This window comes from Candidatus Cloacimonadota bacterium (assembly GCA_012516855.1).
Lineage (GTDB): Bacteria > Cloacimonadota > Cloacimonadia > Cloacimonadales > Cloacimonadaceae > Syntrophosphaera.
Genome location: JAAYWB010000018.1, coordinates 16,686 through 36,020, shown reverse-complemented (window position 1 = coordinate 36,020; position 19,335 = coordinate 16,686). Strand labels below are relative to the sequence as shown.

12 protein-coding genes and 1 tRNA gene are annotated in these 19,335 nt (G+C 54.6%); all 13 read right to left on the bottom strand.

The features are described from left to right. Positions 1-149 precede the first annotated feature (149 nt). Positions 150-626, bottom strand: coding sequence for a hypothetical protein (locus GX466_01785; protein ID NLH92944.1), 477 nt, complete (start codon positions 624-626; stop codon positions 150-152). A 158-nt stretch (positions 627-784) separates the two neighbouring features. Continuing rightward, the gene (locus GX466_01780) at positions 785-3,595 is read right to left on the bottom strand and encodes a DUF2723 domain-containing protein (protein NLH92943.1); all 2,811 of its coding nucleotides are present in this window, start codon (positions 3,593-3,595) and stop codon (positions 785-787) included. Positions 3,596-3,611: 16 nt separating this feature from the next. After that, on the bottom strand, positions 3,612-4,607 hold the full coding sequence (locus tag GX466_01775) for a carbohydrate ABC transporter permease (protein ID NLH92942.1): 996 nt from the start codon (positions 4,605-4,607) through the stop codon (positions 3,612-3,614). Between the two features lie 10 nt (positions 4,608-4,617). Continuing rightward, on the bottom strand, positions 4,618-5,550 hold the full coding sequence (locus GX466_01770; GenBank protein NLH92941.1) for a sugar ABC transporter permease: 933 nt from the start codon (positions 5,548-5,550) through the stop codon (positions 4,618-4,620). A gap of 26 nt (positions 5,551-5,576) precedes the next feature. Continuing rightward, a complete protein-coding gene (locus GX466_01765) occupies positions 5,577-6,773 on the bottom strand; it encodes a pyridoxal phosphate-dependent aminotransferase (GenBank protein ID NLH92940.1) in 1,197 nt (398 codons plus the stop codon). Positions 6,774-6,868: 95 nt separating this feature from the next. Next, a complete protein-coding gene (locus tag GX466_01760; protein NLH92939.1) occupies positions 6,869-7,492 on the bottom strand; it encodes a TetR/AcrR family transcriptional regulator in 624 nt (207 codons plus the stop codon). A 469-nt stretch (positions 7,493-7,961) separates the two neighbouring features. Then, the gene (locus GX466_01755) at positions 7,962-9,050 is read right to left on the bottom strand and encodes an Ldh family oxidoreductase (GenBank protein ID NLH92938.1); all 1,089 of its coding nucleotides are present in this window, start codon (positions 9,048-9,050) and stop codon (positions 7,962-7,964) included. An 11-nt stretch (positions 9,051-9,061) separates the two neighbouring features. Further along, complete coding sequence (locus tag GX466_01750; GenBank protein ID NLH92937.1) at positions 9,062-10,246, bottom strand: type III PLP-dependent enzyme; 1,185 nt, start codon at positions 10,244-10,246, stop codon at positions 9,062-9,064. A gap of 100 nt (positions 10,247-10,346) precedes the next feature. Next, the gene (locus tag GX466_01745) at positions 10,347-12,071 is read right to left on the bottom strand and encodes a tetratricopeptide repeat protein (protein NLH92936.1); all 1,725 of its coding nucleotides are present in this window, start codon (positions 12,069-12,071) and stop codon (positions 10,347-10,349) included. Next, the gene (locus tag GX466_01740; GenBank protein ID NLH92935.1) at positions 12,068-15,286 is read right to left on the bottom strand and encodes a hypothetical protein; all 3,219 of its coding nucleotides are present in this window, start codon (positions 15,284-15,286) and stop codon (positions 12,068-12,070) included. Before GX466_01740 ends, GX466_01745 begins: the two co-directional genes overlap by 4 nt. Before the next feature lie 717 nt (positions 15,287-16,003). After that, a complete protein-coding gene (locus GX466_01735) occupies positions 16,004-17,779 on the bottom strand; it encodes an ABC-F family ATP-binding cassette domain-containing protein (GenBank protein ID NLH92934.1) in 1,776 nt (591 codons plus the stop codon). Positions 17,780-17,791: 12 nt separating this feature from the next. Further along, positions 17,792-17,868 (bottom strand) — tRNA-Arg (locus GX466_01730). A gap of 41 nt (positions 17,869-17,909) precedes the next feature. Then, entirely contained in the window at positions 17,910-19,334 is a 1,425-nt protein-coding gene (gene thyX / locus GX466_01725; GenBank protein ID NLH92933.1) for an FAD-dependent thymidylate synthase, read from the bottom strand. Position 19,335 lies beyond the last annotated feature (1 nt).

Sequence of the window (19,335 nt, the reverse complement as noted above, 5' to 3'; positions counted from 1 at the left end):
TTTTTTGGACGCGGGTTCGATACCCGCCACCTCCACCACTATAATAAAAAGGCTCCCGATGGGAGCCTTTTTTGTGCTGGATCAGCAGCGAATCAATGGTATCAGGATATCGTGTTGGAACCTTTCCCAAGTTAGTTGATAGTCACCACCTATTCAGAAACAGGGACCAACTCCGCTGAATTAGTGGCTATTACGTTGTTGCCACCATATAATTTCACACACGCAACAGGATTGACACCTGAATCCAAGACAGCAATTTCCAAAGTAACCCTTACGCTCTGCGGATACAGTTTAAATATCGCTCCTGTAAGATAATCCACAGCCCAACCGAATACACTACCTAAATTCAATATGCTTATCATATTGAAATCTTGCGAAATAGCCATTGTTTTCGATTTGTAGCCGTCCAACGAGATTTCAATAGTATAATGTGTTTTTCTTTTTAACTCGACAGTAGTTGGTGTGGTACCTTCAGCGACTATAGCACCGTATGCATTCCTTACAACAAACGACGCGTTGGGTGTGCTTTCGATCGTCACTGGATCCGTTGTTCCGGTAAATATTGTCGCGCAGCCGGAAAGCAGCAAGACAGCTACCAAAATCAGTACATAGCCGATATTCTTCATTTGTACTCCTTTCATTAAATTCGGGAATGATCCCTTTTTTTTGTTATGAGTCACCAATGTTGGAAAAATCCAACTTATCGGACCTCCATTTGTTTGAGGGCATCTTGATCCCTCGTTACGCATGATCTATGTAAGGCCAGGCGGCCATGTATGCCAGTTTATAAGGTGTCAGCGACTTCTTCCTCATGGCCTTGGGCAAGATAGTTGTTCAGGTCCTGCATGTTGTACGTGAGCCTGTTTTCGGCCATCAGGGAGTCGAGAGTGCTCTGCACCTGGGGAATCAGGTCGTAGTTGTAGCCGTAATAGAGGGCCAGTTGGGCAAGGTCGATCTCGTTGGGGAAGGCCAGCAGCAGTTTTCTCATGTAACGGGGAAAATAGCGCGGATATTCCGTGGCCATGGTGTTCAGCACATAACTGTTGTAGATGCGAATGGCGTCCTGGTGGGGCAGGATGTTTTTATCCACAAATTCGTCCAGCTTGGCGATCTGGCCGGTGCCGGCATAGTAGTGCACCCAAAACTCCGTGAGGCGGAGTTCACCGTCGATGAATCTTTTGGCTTTGTCGGCATAGGCAAGGGCTTTTTCAAACTTACCGGCTCGTGAAAATTCCAAAGCAGCGCGGGCAAAACCGGAACCGTAGTTGGTGATGAGACGCGTCATGTTTTCGTCTTTGAAAACTCGTTCGTCGTCGATGGAGCGGTACTGGTAAACCTTGTCGATGTTGGTGAGCAGACGGGGCAGGTCCACAGCCTCCCTTCTTGTTTTGGAGCGGATGTGGGTTACACGTGAGACCATCCCTTCGCTGCGCAGGTATTCATCGAAACCCACGTTGGATTCGCAGGTGACGGCAAAATAGATGGGACGCTTGCCGAAATTGTCTTCAACGATCTGGAGAACGGAGAAATCGGAGGCGCGGATGGGCATGAAATCTCCGGTTTGATTGCTTTCCTCGCGGCTTTGGGCGTATTTCATGGTGAACTTCTGCTCTCCCTGGGGATCACCGGCGTCAAATGTGACGTATTTCCTGGCCAGATAGGGTATGTAGCCTCCGGCCCTGTCGTCCAGGGAATTGATCTCTTCCTCGCTCCAACTGATGTTCACGCCTTCCTGGTCACGCAGTTGGCGCACATACCAGGATGTGTTGAGCAGGGAGAGGTTGGCAATGGTGACGTCTTTGCGGATGCCCTTCAGGCGGGTTCTTTTGTACTCCGCCGCTTTGGCAATGGCGGCCCGGGAAGCTTCGGTGGGGAAGATGTCACGGGTTTGGTGATGGTATTCCTTGGCATAAGGGTCCTTCACGGTCTGGGCATACCAAAGGGGATAGGTGTCGTTGTCGCCGTTGGTGAAGATGATGGCGTTGTCCTCAACTGAATTGAGGAAGTTCACGCCGTAATCGAGGGCAATAAATTCGCGGGAACGGTCATGTTCCCTGTACTGCACGGCCATGTTGAGCAGGGGCAGGAGCAGCATCAAAGCCACCACTGCCGTTCGGAGCGCCTTGTTCTTGAAAAGGCTTAGCAGGGCCAGCGCGCCGATGCCCATCCAAATCGCCCACATATTGTAAGCCATCACGAAAAAGTAATCGCGGTCACGCACCTCTTCGTCGGAAAGGTTCATCACAAAGACCATCAGCAGCGTTACACAGAAGATGATAGCCAAAAGGTAGAAGAAGCTGTGTTTGTTTTTCCGGTAGTGGAAAACGGCGCCGAAGAGACCCAGGAAAGCCACGTACAGGCCGGCAAAGATGTTCACAACGATGTCGGGCAGCTTGGTGGTGCGCACCACTGCGTCCTGTTTGAACCACTGCCAACCGAAGTAGCGCAGGAAATGGAAGCCCATCTGGTGCTTCACGAAAGCGCCGCGGCGGTCGAACATCGAGGTTTCGGTTTCCGCTTTGTACTGCTTGCGCTGGATGTATTCCTGAAAGCGCTGGGTGGTGCTGGGATCGCCGAGGTTGATGAAAGGCTTGTCGGCAGCGCGGATTGGTATGTAGATGTGGGAGGAAATCCCCACCACCGCCAGCAGGATGCTCAGTATCCAAATGCGGCGGTCAAAGACTTTGTGCAGTTCCACCACCATCAGCACTATGATGCAGAGCATCAGGCCGATCTGGTCCATGGAATCCATGCCCACGCTTTTTCCTATTGCGCCGAAAACGAGGTAACTGAGAATCAGGGCAAAGCCGTAACCGAAGAATTTATACCAGAAGGAGCTTGATTTGGTTCCCTGCGCCAAAAGTGGATAGACCACGATGAAAAGGATGGCTGGCGCTATCTGTAGCGCTGTCTGGTGCACGCCAAAGCCCAGGAAGAAGAGGTAAACGATCAGCAGCAGCACATTCTGATGGCGGAACTCCCTCGAGTGCTGAACCCACCAGAGCGTAAGCCAGATGATGATGGTGACGAAGAAGGCCAGCCCGGAATAGACCTCGGCTTCCACAGCGTTCATCCAGAAGGTGAAGGAAAAGGCGGTGAGCAGGGCTGCCACCACGCCGGCGAACATGGCTTCCCAATCCTTGATCCGGAACATGCTGGTGAGCTGAACCGTGATCAAATAGGTGAACATCACGGCAAAAGCACTGTATAGGCCGGAGATGAAAGCCGCGATCCAGGCGTGGTAGAAAATTCCACCAAGCAGTATTGCCATGGCCCGCCCGAATATTATGTAGAAAGGGTTTCCAGGAGGATGGGGCACACCCAGGCTGCTGATGCAGGTGGCGTATTCGCCGCTGTCCCAAAAGGAGGTGGTGCGGGCCTGGGTGAGCAGATAAACGATGAGGGCGATGGCAAAAACCGCCCAGGCCACGATGAGGTTGGTTTTGGGATTTTGCAGGGGCTGAGGACGGAACTGGAAGTCATTCATCACCACCGCTTTGGTGGGAACCTGATACTCAGGCTTTTCCTTTTTGGATGCTTCGCTTTTCTGAATCTGCCGCTTGATATGGCGGACGTCAACTTTTCTTTTATTCATGGGTGTAAACTCCGTGTCAGTCTTTGAGGCCGGCCTTGGCGTAGCTGACGATGATCTGCTTTTGCGCGATGAAGAAGATTATCAGGATGGGGAGGATGCTGAAGGTGGAGGCTGCCATCAGCAGGGTCGTCTGGGTGGACGCCTCCTGGTTGAAGTAGCTCAATCCCACCTGCAAGACCCGCAGTTCTGGCCGGTCCGTCATCACCAAAGGCCACATGAAGCTGTTCCAGCTGCCGATCAGGGAAAAGACGGCAGCGGTAGCGATTACGCCCTTGGAGAGAGGCAGGATGATGCGCGTGAGCATCCCGAAGGTGCTGCAGCCATCAATGGAAGCGGCGTCGAAGAGTTCCTGGGGCAGCGATTTGAAGTGCTGGCGGAAGAGAAAGATGGTGAAGATGTTTACGCACCAGGGAATGATCAGGGCGTTGTAGGTATCCAGCCAGTTGAACTTATCCAGCATTATGTAGGATGAGATGATATAGATCGGCTCCGGCACCATCATCATGCTCAGGAAAAGGTAAAAGATAAAATCCTTGCCCTTGAAATCCAGGCGGGCAAAGGCGTAGGCAGCCAGCACCGAAGTGACCAGCACCCCCGCCAAGGTTACGATGGATACGAAGATGGTGTTCGCGAAATAGGTAGCAAAGGGCACTTTATTAAAGGCCTTCACGTAGTTTTCGAAGTGGAAGCTGGGTTTCTTGCGTATCAGCTTCACCTCTTTGGCAGGAACCTCTTTATATTCTTCATATTCTTTGGATATCTGGCCTTCGGCATCCAGAACGTGGATCACGGCTCTTTGGCCTTTGGTTTCCACCAGGACCACCTTGTGCTCGGTGCCTCCATCTTTCCAAACGTGGTATTCTTCCTTGGGGATGAAGATGGAGTCGTTTTTGTTGAATTCGTTCTGGGTCATCAGCGAAGTAGAAAGCATCCAGATGAAGGGCACGATCATCGTGAAACCGAAGATGATCAGAAACAGGTAGATCAGGGTAGTGGTCAGGGTGTTTCTCATCTTGGTCTCCTCAGTAATTAACCTTCGATTCCAGACGGCGCTGCAATAGGGTAAGGCCCAGGATCACAATGAAAAGGATAATGGCGGCAGCGCTGGCATAGCCCATGTCAAGCTTGTCGAAGCCCTTTTCGTAGATGTAATAAACGATGAGCTTGGTGGTGCCCAGAGGGCCGCCTTTATCCGTCATCATGTAGATCTGGGCGAAGGTCTGGAAGCTTACGATGGTGGTCATCAACAGCACGTAGAAGGTGGTTGGCGAGATCAGGGGAACGGTGATTTTGAAGAACTGGCGCAGCTTTCCGGCTCCGTCGATGGAGGCAGCTTCGTAATAGGCTTTGGAGATATTTTGCAAGCCGGAAAGGTAGATGATGGTGTTGTAGCCAAGGCCTTTCCACACAGTCATGATGATGATGGAAAACAGCGCCAGCGAAGGCCCGCCCATCCAGGCAGGGATGGTTACCCCCATGCTTTCAAAGAGCAGGGTGAAGATGCCCCTGGGTTCCGCCAGCCAAAGCTGCGGCTTCATTCCCAGCCATTGCAGGATGGTATTGGCCAGTCCGGCCTGCTCCGAGAAGATGATTTTCCAAACGATTGAAACCGCCACCAGGGAGGTGACGAAAGGCATGAAATAGATCGTGCGGAAAAACCCGCTCAGCCACTTGATTTGGTTGAGAAGCTGGGCGAAGATCAGCGGCAGCACAATGCTGGCAGGAACCGCGATCAGCACCAGCCAGAGGGTGTTCATCATCGATTGCCAGAACTCCTTGTCGGCAAAGAGACGGCTGTAGTTGGCAAAACCCTGGAACTCGCCGAAATCCGTGACGCCGAACTTGAAGAAGCTGATCACAAAGGACATGATGATGGGAATGAAGCGAAACAGCAACAAAAGCAGCAACGCGGGCAGAAGATAGAGGTAAGGCTCGATCTTGCGCTTGGTTTTCATTTCACCGCCTTGTGGTTAATGTGGTTTCAGGCTTTCAGTTTTTTGTATTCCTCAAAGCCTCGGGAGAAGATGTGCATCGCTTTGCGCAGCTCGGCTTCGTTGAGCACGTAGGCGAGGCGCATTTCGTTGCGTCCCAGTCCCGGAGTGGCATAAAAACCTTCGCCGGGAGCACCCATCACGGTTTCGCCGTCGATCTGGAATTCATCCAGCATCCAGACGATGAACTTTTCACAGTCATCGACGGGCAGCTTCACCAGAATGTAAAATGCGCCCTGGGGCTTGACGCAGACCACGCCGGGAATTTCAATCAGCGCGTTGTAAACGATTTCGCGCCGGGCCTGGTATTCGGCGATGAGGGGGCGGAAAAATTCGTCGCCCAGAGGCACACAGGCCAGAGCGGCCAACTGGTCCACGGTGGGAGGGCAGAGCCTGGCCTGGGCGAATTTGAGGGTGGCGTCCATCAGGGCCTGGTTGCGTGAAACGATACAGCCGATGCGCGCTCCGCAAGCGCTGTAGCGTTTGGAAACACTGTCCACCATCACAGCATGCTCTTCCAGGCCGGGAACGTGCAGGATGCTGGTGTGCTGGCGGCCTTCGTAGATGAATTCGCGGTAAACCTCGTCCGAGATCACAAAAAGGCCGTGCTTCTTGGCCAGCCCGCCCAGGCGGAATATATCTTCGCGCGAATAGACAGTTCCGGTGGGATTGCCGGGATTGCAGATCATGATCGCTTTGGTTTTGGGAGTGATAAGGGCTTCGATGGCTTCATCGCCGGGGAGTTGGAAACCGGTCTCCGCCAAAGTTAGCAGCGGGCGGATGGTGATCCCCGCCATGGTGGCGAAACCGTTGTAATTCGTGTAAAAAGGTTCTGGCACGATTATCTCGTCACCAGCCTCAGCCACCACCATCATGGCAAAGGTAACGGCTTCCGAGCCGGCTGTGGTCACGATGATCTGGTTGTCTTTGAGGGGAATGTTCTGTCTGGCATAGTAGTCCACCAGTCCCTTCCGATATGGATCCAGCCCTTGGGAAGGCCCATAGGCCAGCACCTTTTCCGAGAATGAGTGGTAGGCGTCCAGCATCGGCTGGGGGGTGGGAATATCCGGCTGGCCGATATTGAGTTGATAAACCTTCAGGCCGCGCTGTCTGGCGGCAACAGCGTGCGGCATCAGTTTGCGAATGGGTGAGGCCTGGATGTCCAGCGCCCGTTGCGATAGCTTCATTATCAGTTCCTTTTAGGCTTTTTTCCCATTATTTAGGCACGAGGTCATTTGACAAGGAAAATCTTGTGCCCACTGTCTGGAGGTCCGCCGGGTGGTCAGGCTTTGTTTTTGCTCATTCCGTGGGCGATGATGTCCCTGAACTTGTTCCAAGCCCCTTCCAAGTCAAATTCCCGGCCGCTGATAAGCCATTGGGTGAGAAGGAGATCGACTGTGCCTAAAATGCCCAGGGCGGCAATATCCGGATCCACGTCGCGAATCTTGCCTTGGGCCACGCCCTCTGAAAAGATACCGCTGATATAATTCAGATAATACTGCATTGGATTGTAGGAGGGATTGCGTTTGTAAAAGCCTTCGCTCTGGCGCAATTCAATGATCAGGAAACGGGCGATGTAGGGCTTGTTTTCCACAAGCAGCCTGTGTTCGTGCAGAAAATACCGCAGTTTCTCAAATGGATCGGTTATTTTTTCACTGGCGATCCTGATCAGCTCGATTTCGTCATTTATCGTTTTCTTCATGCACTGAAGCAGCAGGTCATCCTTGTTCTGAAAATAGTTGTACAATGTACCCACTCCGACTTTGGCACGGTTGGCCACATCGGACATAGTTGTTTTGGCGAAGCCTTTCTGGGAAAAAACCTTGATGGCGGAAACCAGGATTTTGAGACGGTAATCCACCGGAGATACAGTTTTTTTACGGGTTTTGGGATAAAGTTGGAGCATGTTTATACCTCATAGTAATTTCTATGAACAAGGTTCGGACACTGTCATTTCTTGTCAAGGCAAATATTCATTGCAGGGATGTATCATCTTTCCAAGCATAAAGATATAGATTGTATCCCTCTTTTGAATCGGGCGGGTCAAGCTGAGCGTAGGAACTTGTTCAGGCGGTCGCCAAACCGCTTTATCCTTGCTCGACGCCAGCCTGTGGCAGTGGAGTAGCTGTATCCTCTGGCCGTTAAGGCCCTTTTCCGGATTCCTGTTGCACCTCCCGCATGATACCCGCATTTGATGCGAGGATTGGGCGGGAGGCATAAGGGAGGGATGGACTCGACCGCTAAGGGTGTAGCAGACAGGACTCCGTGAAGGGTAAGCAGTTACGGCTATATTTTAAAGCTCTCTTTCAAACCGGGATCGGGGCAGCCTTATATCCGCAGGCTAAACTTCCTATCTTTGGTGCCCGTTATCTTGCTTAGATGTCCAATGGGGCGAGGCCCAGCTCGCGCTGCATGGTCTCGATGGCCTTTTGCAGGTTGGGGATTATGGGCACGCCTAGCTGGCGGATCTCGAGTTCCTTTTCATATTCCTTTTCTCCTGCCACCCAGATGCGTTCGTGGCCTGGGCGGCGGAGGGAATTCTGCAGCTCGCGGCAGATGGCGCCGCTGGTCTTTTTGAATTCGTCCAGGTCGGTGAAGAAATCTATGTTGATTGCCAGGAAGAAGTGTCCAAGCTTGTATGGAGCTGGTTTGCCGTCTTCGGTTTTCCCCAGCAGTTGATTCAGGAAACTGCCGTTTTGCAGGGCGGCGCACAGTATCTCCACCATGGTGGAAAGCCCGTAGCCTTTGTGGCTGCCGGCCAGTTCTTCAGTTCCGCCAATGGGCAGCAGGGAGGCGGTTTGTTTCACCAGGTCCACCAGCAGCTTGTTGGTCTCGGTGTGGGAATTTCCCTCCAAGTCGATGGCCCAGCCTGAGGGAGTGGGTTTTTCTTCGCGGGCGAACTGCTCAATTTTGCCGCGCTGGCTGATGGAGGTGGCGGCGTCATAGATGAAGGGGAAATCCAGGTCGGTGGGGGCTCCAAAGCAGATGGGGTTCGTGCCCAGCAGCGGCTGCACGCCGTGGGTGGGGCAAACGGAGGGACGCGCGTTGGTGAAATTGAGGCCGATCATGTCAGCTTCGCAAGCCATTTTGGCATAGTATCCGCAAATACCGAAGTGGGTGCTGTTCCGCACCGCGACGGCCCCGAGACCGAACTGGCGGGCTTTGGAAATCGCGGTTTCCATGGCGCGGAAAGCGATCACGTGGCCCATGCCGTGATTGCCGTCCCAGACGGCGGTCGCGGCCTTGTCGCGCAAAACTTCGATTTTGGTGAGGGGGTTCTGAATCCCGGAGCGGATGCGGTCATAATACATTTTGAGCCGGCCGATCCCGTGCGATTCGATGCCGCGCAGGTCGCTGGCGATGAGGATGTCGGAGCAAATCCTGGCGTCTTCGGCTGGAACTCCGATGCGGATGAAAACCTCTTCCATAAAGGCTTTCAGGGTTTCAACAGGCAGGCGTTTCATGTTGTTTTCTCCTATTTGACTGGCGGCAGCGTCACCGCTTTAAGGGGCGGAAAGCCGTTGAAATTCACAGAGGAATAGCTCTGGGTGTAGGCGCCGGTGGTGAAGATATAGACGCGGTCGCCGGGCTGAGTGGTTTCCGGCATATGGTATTTGTAATGTTCATACATGATGTCCATGCTGTCGCAAGTGGGGCCGGCCATGATGATTTCGTTGGCCAGGCCTTCGCGTTCGAAGAAGATGGGGAACCTGATCGATTCGTCGATGGTCTCGATCAGGCCGCCGAATTTGCCCACATCCAGAAATACCCATTTGTAAAGGTTGTTTTTCGCTTTGGTGGCTATATTCACCACTTCGGCGACAATCACTCCGGAGTCGGCAACCAGCGAACGCCCCGGTTCCATCACCAGTTGCGGGATGTGTTCGCCAAAGTCCTCTTCGATGAAGCGCTTGATCTCGGAGCTGTATTCTTCTATGGAGTAGGTTGGGTCAACATAGCTGGCCGGATAGCCGCCGCCAAGGTTTATCATCTGGAGCTCGATGCCCTCTTCCAGCACGGCGTCAAAGATGTATTTGGCCCGCGCGATGGCGTCATCCCACTGCCCGATGTCACGCTGCTGCGAACCCACGTGGAAAGATACTCCCCAGGGGACGAGGCCCAGTTCCGGGGCTTTGAGGATGAGGTTGTAGATAACGTCCGGATGGGCGCCAAACTTCCTGGAAAGCGGCCAGTCGGCCCCCGTGCCTTCAGTCAGCAGGCGGAAATAGACCTTGGCGCCGGGCGCGTTTTCCGCTATGCGCTGCAGGTCCAGTTCGCTGTCAGTTACGAACATGGGGACGCCATGCTCGTGGAAATAGCGGATGTCCCTGGCCTTTTTTATGGTGTTGCCATAGCTCATTTTTTTGGGGTCGATGCCCAACTGGAGCAGTTGTTCCAGCTCATTCACGGAGGCGACGTCGAAGTTTGAGCCCAGGCCATCCAGCTGGCGGATCACTTCGTTCATCGGATTGGCTTTCACGGCGTAGTAGATTTGCAGGTTGGGAATGCTTTGCTGAAGCTCCAGATATTTGGCTTTGATGATGTCCAGGTCCACGATCAGCACAGGTGTCTCCTGGGTGCCGGCAAATTCGCGGAAACGGGCAAAGCGTTCCGGCTCCATGTAGCGGGCAATATTGAAGCTATACGGCTCTTTGTACATTGGGAAGTCCTCTGTTCAGTTGATGGTGCTCAAAAATCCAGTGGCTTAAAATGTGTCAACCTTTCTTGCCCGGCACAGATGGACCCGGCTCTCGCGGTTGTCAGAAATCTGGACGGCTGTAGCCGGTGCGGGCAAGGCTCATGCGGAATTTTGGGGCGAAGATGCTGCCGGGATTGGCGGTGAGGAAGTCTCTGGCAAATCGCTGCGCTTCATCTTCCTCCGTGCTGAGCTTCAGGCGCAGTAGGGCCGCGTATTCGGCGCTTACGGGGTCCTGCCAGTCATGTTCCAGCAGGTTCAGGGCCTTGTCCGGCTCGGCCAGCAGAATGGCCCATTCCACAGCCAGGATGAGCAGTTCCTCATCGTCCGTGGAGGCAAAAACCGCGGCCAGGGTATCCACGGCGGCGGGATCGCCCAGCAGCATCATCCGGTTAGCGAGATGGAAGCTGTCCAGGTCTTTTCCGCTTAGTTCCAGCACGAACATCATTTGGTAGATGGCGTCGTTCACGTAAACCCCGCCGGGCCAGCGGATAACGTATTCGTTCATCAGGCTGTCCGCGACGTCTGTATTGCCCCGCAGCAGTTCCACGCTGAAGCGCAGGTAGTCGCGGGTTTCCAGGTGTTTGGGCTCGTTCACGCCGTTCAGGATGGTCAGGGCGGTTTCGAAATCCTGATCAATCGCCAGCAGGCGCACTAGGGCCAGGTCGATATTTTGGCGGTCATAGGCGCTGCCGCAGAATCTGCGCGCCTCTTCATACCAGGTTTTGGCGGTGGCGGTGCTTTTGGTCAGGGCGAGGCTGTTTTCCGCCATCAGCTTGCGGGCGTTCAGGTTCACGCCCCTGCGCTGGTAGTTTTTCCGCTCCAGCATCAGCGAATCGGCGATCACGGCCCGCAGCAGGCTGTCCGTTTCCACGTGGCGCCCGGAACGGAAGTGGATGAAAGCCTGACGCAGGCGGTAGTCGTTCCTTTCCAGGGTTTCTGTGCTGATTCCGGCCAGATGCTCAAAAGCGGGCAGCGCCACCTCGTCGTTCAAGGTGGCGTATTGCTGTTCGGCAAAACTCAACAGGCGTTCTGGGGGCAGGTTTTTATACACCTCCAAAGCCTCCGGAGCGCGGTTTTGCGAAAGCAGGGCATTGGCGTAAAGCTCTTTGATGATGTGATTGGCGCTGGTTTCGGCGAATTCCCCGATGGTGGCGATGAGTTCGGGGTCCTCTCTAAGGATGGTTTTGCACTGGTTGTTCACGAAATAGATGTTGGAGGGGTTTTTCTCCAGAAAAGTGAGATATTCTCTCAGCGCCTGCTCGAACCGGCGATAGTTGAGCGCGGCGTTGGCGATTTCCAGCCGGAAAAGGTCAGGATTGCCGCGGCGGGCCCTGGCCTCTTCGTAAAGCCGCAAAACATGGTCATAAAAACCCCGGCGCTCGAAATAGGATGCCAGCAGCCGATAGGTGCTTTCCGAATGGTTCATGCGGGAAAGCTGCGTCTGACCAAGGTTCCAGGCATCGTCTGGCCTGCCCTGCATCACCAGCAGCAGGACTTCCTGTTCCGTGGCCTGATTGGCCGGTAAAATGCGTCGGTATTGGCGGAGCAGGTTTTCCGCCTTGTCCAGTTGCGAGGTTTGGAAATAGATGTTCAGCAGTTGCAGCACGCTGTTGGCGTCGTCGGGGTATTTTTCCAGCACTTGCAGGAAGATCTTTTCCGCTTCCGCGAACTGGCGCTGTCCCAACATCTGGTAGGCCTGCTGGTTGAGGATGTCACGCTCGTTGTACTGTCCCCAAAGCGGTATCAGCACCAGCAGGAAGGCAAGCGGTAGCAGAAAACGCTTCATTCGTTGAGCAGCTTGAGGTATTTGATGATCACCTGCTGGTAGGAAGCCGGGAAGAGGCGGTATGAATCCTCCAGCATGGCTTTGCGGCGCAGGGTGTCATAATCCGTGTTCACGTCCGCACCCCGGATGGTGGGATCGGCGCTCTGGGCCTGGCGGCGTTCGCTCTGGTCGCGTTTGTTGATGCTGCGCTGGGCGTCCAGCAGCCGCGAAATAATGTTTTCCTGACGGTTCAGGATGTCTTGGGAAAGCTGGTTGTTGCGCAGTTGGCGAGAAACAGCCTCCGCTTCCTCGATGATCTTTTTGATGGCGTTGCCCTGTTTCTGGGCTTCGGGATTGTTTTGTAGGGCCCGTTTCAGGTTTTCGGCCAGGCGTTCCTGGTCCGAGGCCAGTTTCTGGATTTGCTGCTGCATCCCGGCATCCATGCGTCCGCCCTGTTGCTGAAGCTGCATCATAAGCTGCTCCGAAAGCATGTTCAAAGCCATCTGTTCCTCACCCATTTGCCCCAGCATCTGCATCAGCGATTGCATCCCGCCTCCGCCTCCGCCGCCGGAAGGGTTGTTCAGGGTCTGCATCAGGTCGTATATCATCAGGTTCAGCCCTTTCTGGATGATTTCCATCTGGGCGGGTATCTGTGCATACTGCATTTCGTTAACGTTAATGAAGACATCGCGGTAGCCGCGGTTGGTGTCGGTGAGGTCGATATAGAATTTCGGCGGCAGGAACATTGTCACCTGGGGAACGCTGAACAGCCGGTTCAGAGAGACCTGCACGCCTTCATACTGGGCGATGAGGTCGTTCACGATGGGGTAGGGGTCGTTTGCATAGCGGCCCCGCAGTTCCTCATGCTGTTTGGAAAAGATAAGCAGTTCGCGGATGGCCTTTTGCATGGCGGAGGTCACTTCCTGCATGCTGCCGCCGCCCATGGATTCTTTCATTTCGCTCAGCCGCCGCGTGTATTGGCGCATCTTTTCCAGGGCCTGGGATTGTGATTGGCCGGACTGGGAACGCTGGTTCTGCTGAAGCTGTTGCTGGCTCTGCCGCATGTTTTTCTGGAGCTGGCCACTCTTCATGTCCTGCTTGAGGTCTTTCATTTCCTGCTTCAGTTGTTTGTCTTTGGCGGGGTCCAGCAGTTTGTCAGCTTCATCTAGGGCCTTTTGCAGGTTGTCTAATTTGTCGCTGATGTTTTCCTGTTCCTGGGCCAGGCGGTCCGTGTTCTGTTTAGGATCGCCGGTCTTGTCCTTCAGGGCGCTTTGCATCTGTTCCATCTCTTTGGATATCTGCAAAGCCTTGTCCAGCGCCTGTTCTTTCTTGATGCTTTCCAGCAGGGCGAGGGTTTGGTCGATTTTCTTGCTGAAATCCTCCATCGAGAATTTCATGTTTTCCATCGCCTTGCGCAGGTCCTCCGGTTTCACGTTCATCAGCGCCTGCTCGAATTTGCTCATCGCCTCACGCAGTTCGTCTGTGCTGATCTCTTCCATCAGTTCCTGGATTTTCTGCATTTTCTGCAGGGTTTCGGAGGAAACCGCGTCGTTGCGCTGCATCTGGTCTATCAAGCGCTGAAAGTCCTGCACCACGTTCTCCACCTGCTCGGTGAGCTGCTGCTGCGTATCCAGCATATGTTCCAGCTGTTTTTTGTCCTCCCAATCCAGTTTGTCATTCTTCATCAGTTCGCGGCGTTTCTGCTCAAAGTCCTTTTGCAGGTCCTTGGCTTCCTTCAGCGTGCTCTGGAGGTCCTGAGTGCTTGACTGGGCCTGGCGTTCGATTTCGCGGTAGATCTCCTCTATGGAGGGGAAACGGGCCTTGAATTTGACGGATTGCGCGCTCTGACGGTCGGGCGAATTGTCCCAAACCTGCGCCCAGTAGGTAACTGTGTCGCCAGGGAGTAGGCCGAAGCCTTTCAGGTCGAGGGTGTGGTCCAGCGTGAAGAGCTTGGAGCCGATGAGGGAACGCAGCGTCGTCTGCTGTGCAGGGCGGTCGTTTATTTGATAGTGGAGGCTCAGCTCACGCAGGCCGAAATCGTCGCTGGCAGTGATGATCAGCGGCAGCAGCAGGCTTTGGTCCAGAAGCACGTCCTCGCCGGGATAGATGATGCGGATTTCCGGGGCGTTGTCCGGTATCACGCTGATGGTTTTTTCTTCCGGCCGGGATTTGCGGCCCAGGGCGTCGGTGAGTTCCAGATACCAGGTTTTGGGTGCAGTAACGGTGATTCTGCCGCTGAAGGAAGTTTCCTCCACCCGCTGCAAGGCCTGGGAAGTTCCGTCGGAAAAGCGCATCACGGCTGTTTCCACGGGGATGTTGGTGCCCAGGGAGATGATGATCTCGCTGTGTTTGTAAGCCTCGATGTTGCCGTAGCTGAGGCTGTCAGAACGGCTGCCGAGGCCCGTGTAGGCAGGATATTTATAGTAAAGCGACCAGCTCCGCGCGAAGGGCTCATCCAGGCAAACGACATTGTAAACAGGGCTGGAGGCCACTTCGTTTTTCACGTAGTATTCGATGCTGTATTCCAGCGCGGGAAAGCTGTAGCTGTTGTCCGTCATTCCCAGTTCGCGCCACTGTTTGTCCCAGCGGTAAAAGAGACGGTGCTTCAGCCGGGTGTCCGGCTCCAAAACCCTGATCACGAGCTGCTGGCCTTTGCCGATGGTCACGTTGCCAGGGCTGAGTTCGACGGTTTTTTTATACTCTATGGCGTCCGCTTTCACCGCCCGGAACTGGTTCAGAGCATAGCGAAACTCGTTCCAGCCGAGGGCCCAAACGCTGCCGATGCCCGCCAGCACAAAGAGGATAAGCCACCACTGGCTGGGCTGGAAAAGCCTGGGGAGGCGGTAGGATGAAGCTTTGAGCCGGCTCTGCGCCTGTCTGGCCAGGGCGTCCAGAACCGGTTCGCTTTCCTTTTGCTGCTTCAGTTCCCAGAGGTTTTGGTAAAGGTCGTCCTCGTGCTCGGTCTGGCGGTCCAGCCAGCGGGCGGCGGAGCGGTTGTCATAAAAACCCCGGATGCCTTTGTAGATGAGGAAAAGGACCAAACCCACCATCAGCGCCCTGAGCGCGTAATTCAGGTAAACCAGCGTCGGCGACTGCGCGGGGGTGTTCAACCATACCAGAAAGTAGGCGTGCAAACCCACAACGAGGCAGAGCAGCGAAATCACCAGCGCCCGCGCCAGTATCCGCAGGTTCAAGCCCCGCTTGAAGTTGTGCAGTTTGCTCAAGAATTCGTTCATTCGACCTTATCCATAACAGAGATCAAATCTGCAGGCGCCGGTTTTCGTCAATCACAATTTGGCCTGGGGGCGTGTTTCATCTCCGCGAAGAAAGGGATTCGCCGTTGGGGCGTTTTTGATTTTTGAACAGACCAAAAAGCCTGTTGGGTCGGAAAAAATGATGTGGAATAGGGTGAATTCATCTCAATTCACATGCGGATGTATTATTCAACGGTCTTTATATGAAAAAGGTGGGCTTAAAGAGCAGTAAGCGTCCGGCAGACGCAGTGCCCTGCCAGCCACGCCCTTAGCGCCTGCGATATTCCCTCTCCCACGCCTCTCGCATGATGCCCGCACCGGACGCGGGAATCATGCGGGAGGCGAAACCAAGGCAAAAGAAAGGGCCTTAACGGCCGGACCACACGCTGGCGTCGAGTGGGGAATCGACGCCAGCAGCAACAATCCCTGTAGTCCAAACTCGCGAGCTCGCTGGATTCCAGTCTCCAACAGCTTCGACGGCAGAAATGAATGATTCTTCCAATGTTTCCTGCCGTCCATGCTCACTGTGTTCGCTGGACGCCAGGCTGAATGGAAAGTAGAAATCTTCGACAACCAATAGTCAAGTTTTGAAAGAGAGCCTGATGATAACATTTTCTATGTGACAAGTCTAAAGAGAAACCTACGTCCCAGTTTCGCACCTTTAGGATTACGATGTTAGGATGATGGATATACTGGCCGTCAGTTTCCGGCTTTATCGTCGAGTTCCAGCCAGCGCTGCAGTTTGGCCTGGTGGTGTTCGCTGAGGTTTTGCAGGTCGGCGCTGATGCGGGCGTAGTCGAGGTGGGAGAGTTGTTCGGAGGGTGAGTTTAGCGAATCCTCGAGTTCCGAGATGCGGGTTTCGAGGCTTTCTATTTCCTGGGTGAGGAGCTTCAGTTCTCGCTGTTCGTTGTAGCTAAGTCCTTTCTGGGTGCGTTTGGGGCGCTGGAGTGTGGTTTTGGCGGCCTGGTCAGCCTCCTCCTCGCACTGGAATTTCTTCACCAGGAGGTAATCGGAGTAATTGCCGGGGAATTTGCGGATGGAAGAGCCTTCGAAGATGAAGAGGTAATCCACGCAGCGATCCAGAAAAAAGCGGTCGTGGGAAACGACGAGGAGGCAGCCGGCAAAGGCGTCCAAGTAGTCCTCGAGGATTTCCAGGGTGCGGATGTCGAGGTCGTTGGTGGGTTCATCGAGGATGATGAAATTGGCGCCAAACATAAGGGATTTGAGCAGATAGAGTCGCTTTAGCTCGCCTCCGGAGAGGGAGGAGAGTTTCTGCTGCTGCATTTTGGCGTCGAAGAGGAAGCGCTTCAGCATCTCCGTGGCGGTCACCTTGCTGCCGTCGCGGGTTCTGATCACCTCGGCGAATTGGGCGATGTATTCATAGACGCTGAGGGCGGGGTCAAAGCTCTCATCCTCCTGGCGGTAATAGGAAAAATGGGTGTTCACGCCCACCTTCACGCTGCCGAGGTCCGGCTCCACTTCGCCGACGATTATCTTTAGCAAAGTGGTTTTGCCGCAGCCGTTGGGGCCGATGATGCCGATGCGTTCGCGGGGTTGGAAATTGTGGTCGATATCGGTGAAAAGCTCCTGTGAGCCGTAGCTTTTGCTAAGTCTGTGCAGCTCGAGGATGGTTTTGCCCAGGCGGTCCGTCTGAAAGGAGATGTCGAGCTCAGCGTTGGAGATGAGATAGCTTTTGGAAAGGAGTTCGCGCACCCGGTCAACGTGGTTTTTGGGTTTGGTGGCACGGGCTTTGGCGCCGCGGTTCAGCCAGTCAAGCTCTTTTTTAAGTTGGGCCTGGCGGCGGGTTTCCTTGCGCTGGATGTCGGTGGCGCGGATGAGCTTTCCGCGCACGTAGGCGGAATAGTTGCCCTCGTGGATGTGGCAGCGGCCGTGGTAGATTTCCAGCACGCGGTTGCTGACGGCGTCGAGGAAATAGCGGTCGTGGGTTACGAAGATGACGGTCTTTTTGGTTTCCGCCAGAAAGTCCTGCATCCATTCTATGACGTCCAAATCGAGGTGGTTGGTGGGTTCGTCCAGGATGAGGATGTCCGGTTCGCCCACCAAAACGCGGGCGAGGTCAGCCTTGCGGCGCTGTCCTCCGGAGAGGAAGCCGAGCGGTTTATCAAATTCGGTGAGGCCAAGAACGGTGAGCATGGCCTTGTAGCGGTGTTCCCCGTCGCTTTCGGGGGCAAAGGAAGGAGGCTGAATGTAGTCCAAAACGGCTGTATCGTCAGCCTGAGGGGTTTCCTGGGGCAGATATCCGAGCTTGAGCCCGCCCCGGATGACGATGTTGCCTTCCGTCGGCTCGATTTGGGAAGCGAGAACTTTGAGGAGGGTGGATTTGCCGCAGCCGTTAACACCCACCAGACCAATTTTGTCGCCTGAATGGATGCCGAGGCCGAGACCGGAGAAGATGACCTTGCTGCCTATCTGTTTGGCAAGATTGTCAAGGGTGATCACAACATCTGAAGCCATGATCAGAAAAGCTGGCGTCCCTGAGGCGATTCGAACGCCTGACCTTCACCTTCGGAGGGTGCCACTCTATCCAGCTGAGCTACAGGGACGCGGATACCGATAAACATCGATTTTGAAAGGGGGGAATCTGTCAATCGTTTTGGCCGGGACGGCCGGAGGCGGGGGCGACGAATTCGCTCTTGCCGCAAAGCCAGGAAGCGGCGTTGGGAGCGGCTTGGCGAAGTTCGGAAGCGATGTCGTGGGCAAGGAGGTTTATTTCCCACTGGGCATGTTCGTCACAGCGCAGGCGGATGAGGTGGTAGAGCTCGCGGAGGTTCATTTTCACCAGCACCCTGACGCGGTCGGCATTTAGGCGCGCGTATGCTGAAAGTTCTGGCAGGACCGCGGCCAGGCTATCCCTCAGGCCTTCAACCCGGTCCAAAAGCTCGTCCCAGTGGTCGGCTCGGCCAATGGAGATAATGGCTTCAGGCATCACGCAGAGGCCGGTGGAGGGGTTTTTCTGCTTGATGATGGTGCCTACGCGGTGGCGTTTGAACTGGGCCCAGCAGCTTTCAGACATAGCCAGTTCGAAAGTGAAATCAGCCAGCTCGAAGGCTCGGTGCATCTTGCTCCAGGGGCGGATGTGCGCGAAAACCTTGTTCCAGAGACTTTGTCTGGCTTGGGGGGATAATCCGGAAACCGCTTCCACGCACTGTTCCCAGCTTAGTTGGGTTTGTTCATACACAAGAGCCGCGAGGATGACGCTGTCGGCATCCTGAGGGCTGTCGAGCAAGCGGGCGGATTCCCCTTCCGGAAAATCGTCCTCCGGCACTTTGGATGCCGGGAGCTTAAAAGTCCCCGTGAAAGGTTCCGCCTCCACATGGCGGACCAGGGAGGGGCAGAGTTCTTTGGCAGGTTTCAACAGCTCGGCGTAAAGCTCCCTGGCTTCGTTGAGCGGGTCATTCACCAGGCGCCGGAGCAGGTTTTCCAAGCTGCGGGCGTTGATGGTCATCCCAAGCTGGGTCTTGGTAGCCAGGGGCAGGATATAACGGGCGTCTTCCTTGGCCATGCCCTCCCGGGCGCGGGCCGGCAAATCCGAAATCCTCGACGTATAAAGGGTTTTCAGGGCCTCAAAACTGGCTTGGTATTCAGCGAAGAGGGCGTCCATCACCCGCAAGTATTTGGCTTTCAATTTGGCATGGGCAGGGGCGCTCAGTTCTTCGGGAATCACATAGTCCCTGGAAAAAGTGACGTAACGCTGCGATTTTTCGGTGAAAGAGGCGAAGCGCAGGGTCTCCATGCTCTCGGTGACAAGGCGGGAAACACCGATCACATCGAAGTTGAAGACAGCGTGTTCAGCCACGGAGGCATGGCCCAAATCAAAGACGATGGTCTGGTTCGATTTCCTCGCTTTGGCGACATCTGCCAGCGCTTCCGCCCGCAATTCCGAAACGGATTTGCTGCTGCGGCTGATGCGGGCGTAGGCGGCGGAAATTACTTCGGGAGTGGCAGAATCCCGATCCAGAGAGCGTATCAGGGAGCTGTCGATATTGTAGCCGGCGAGGGTGACCTTCACA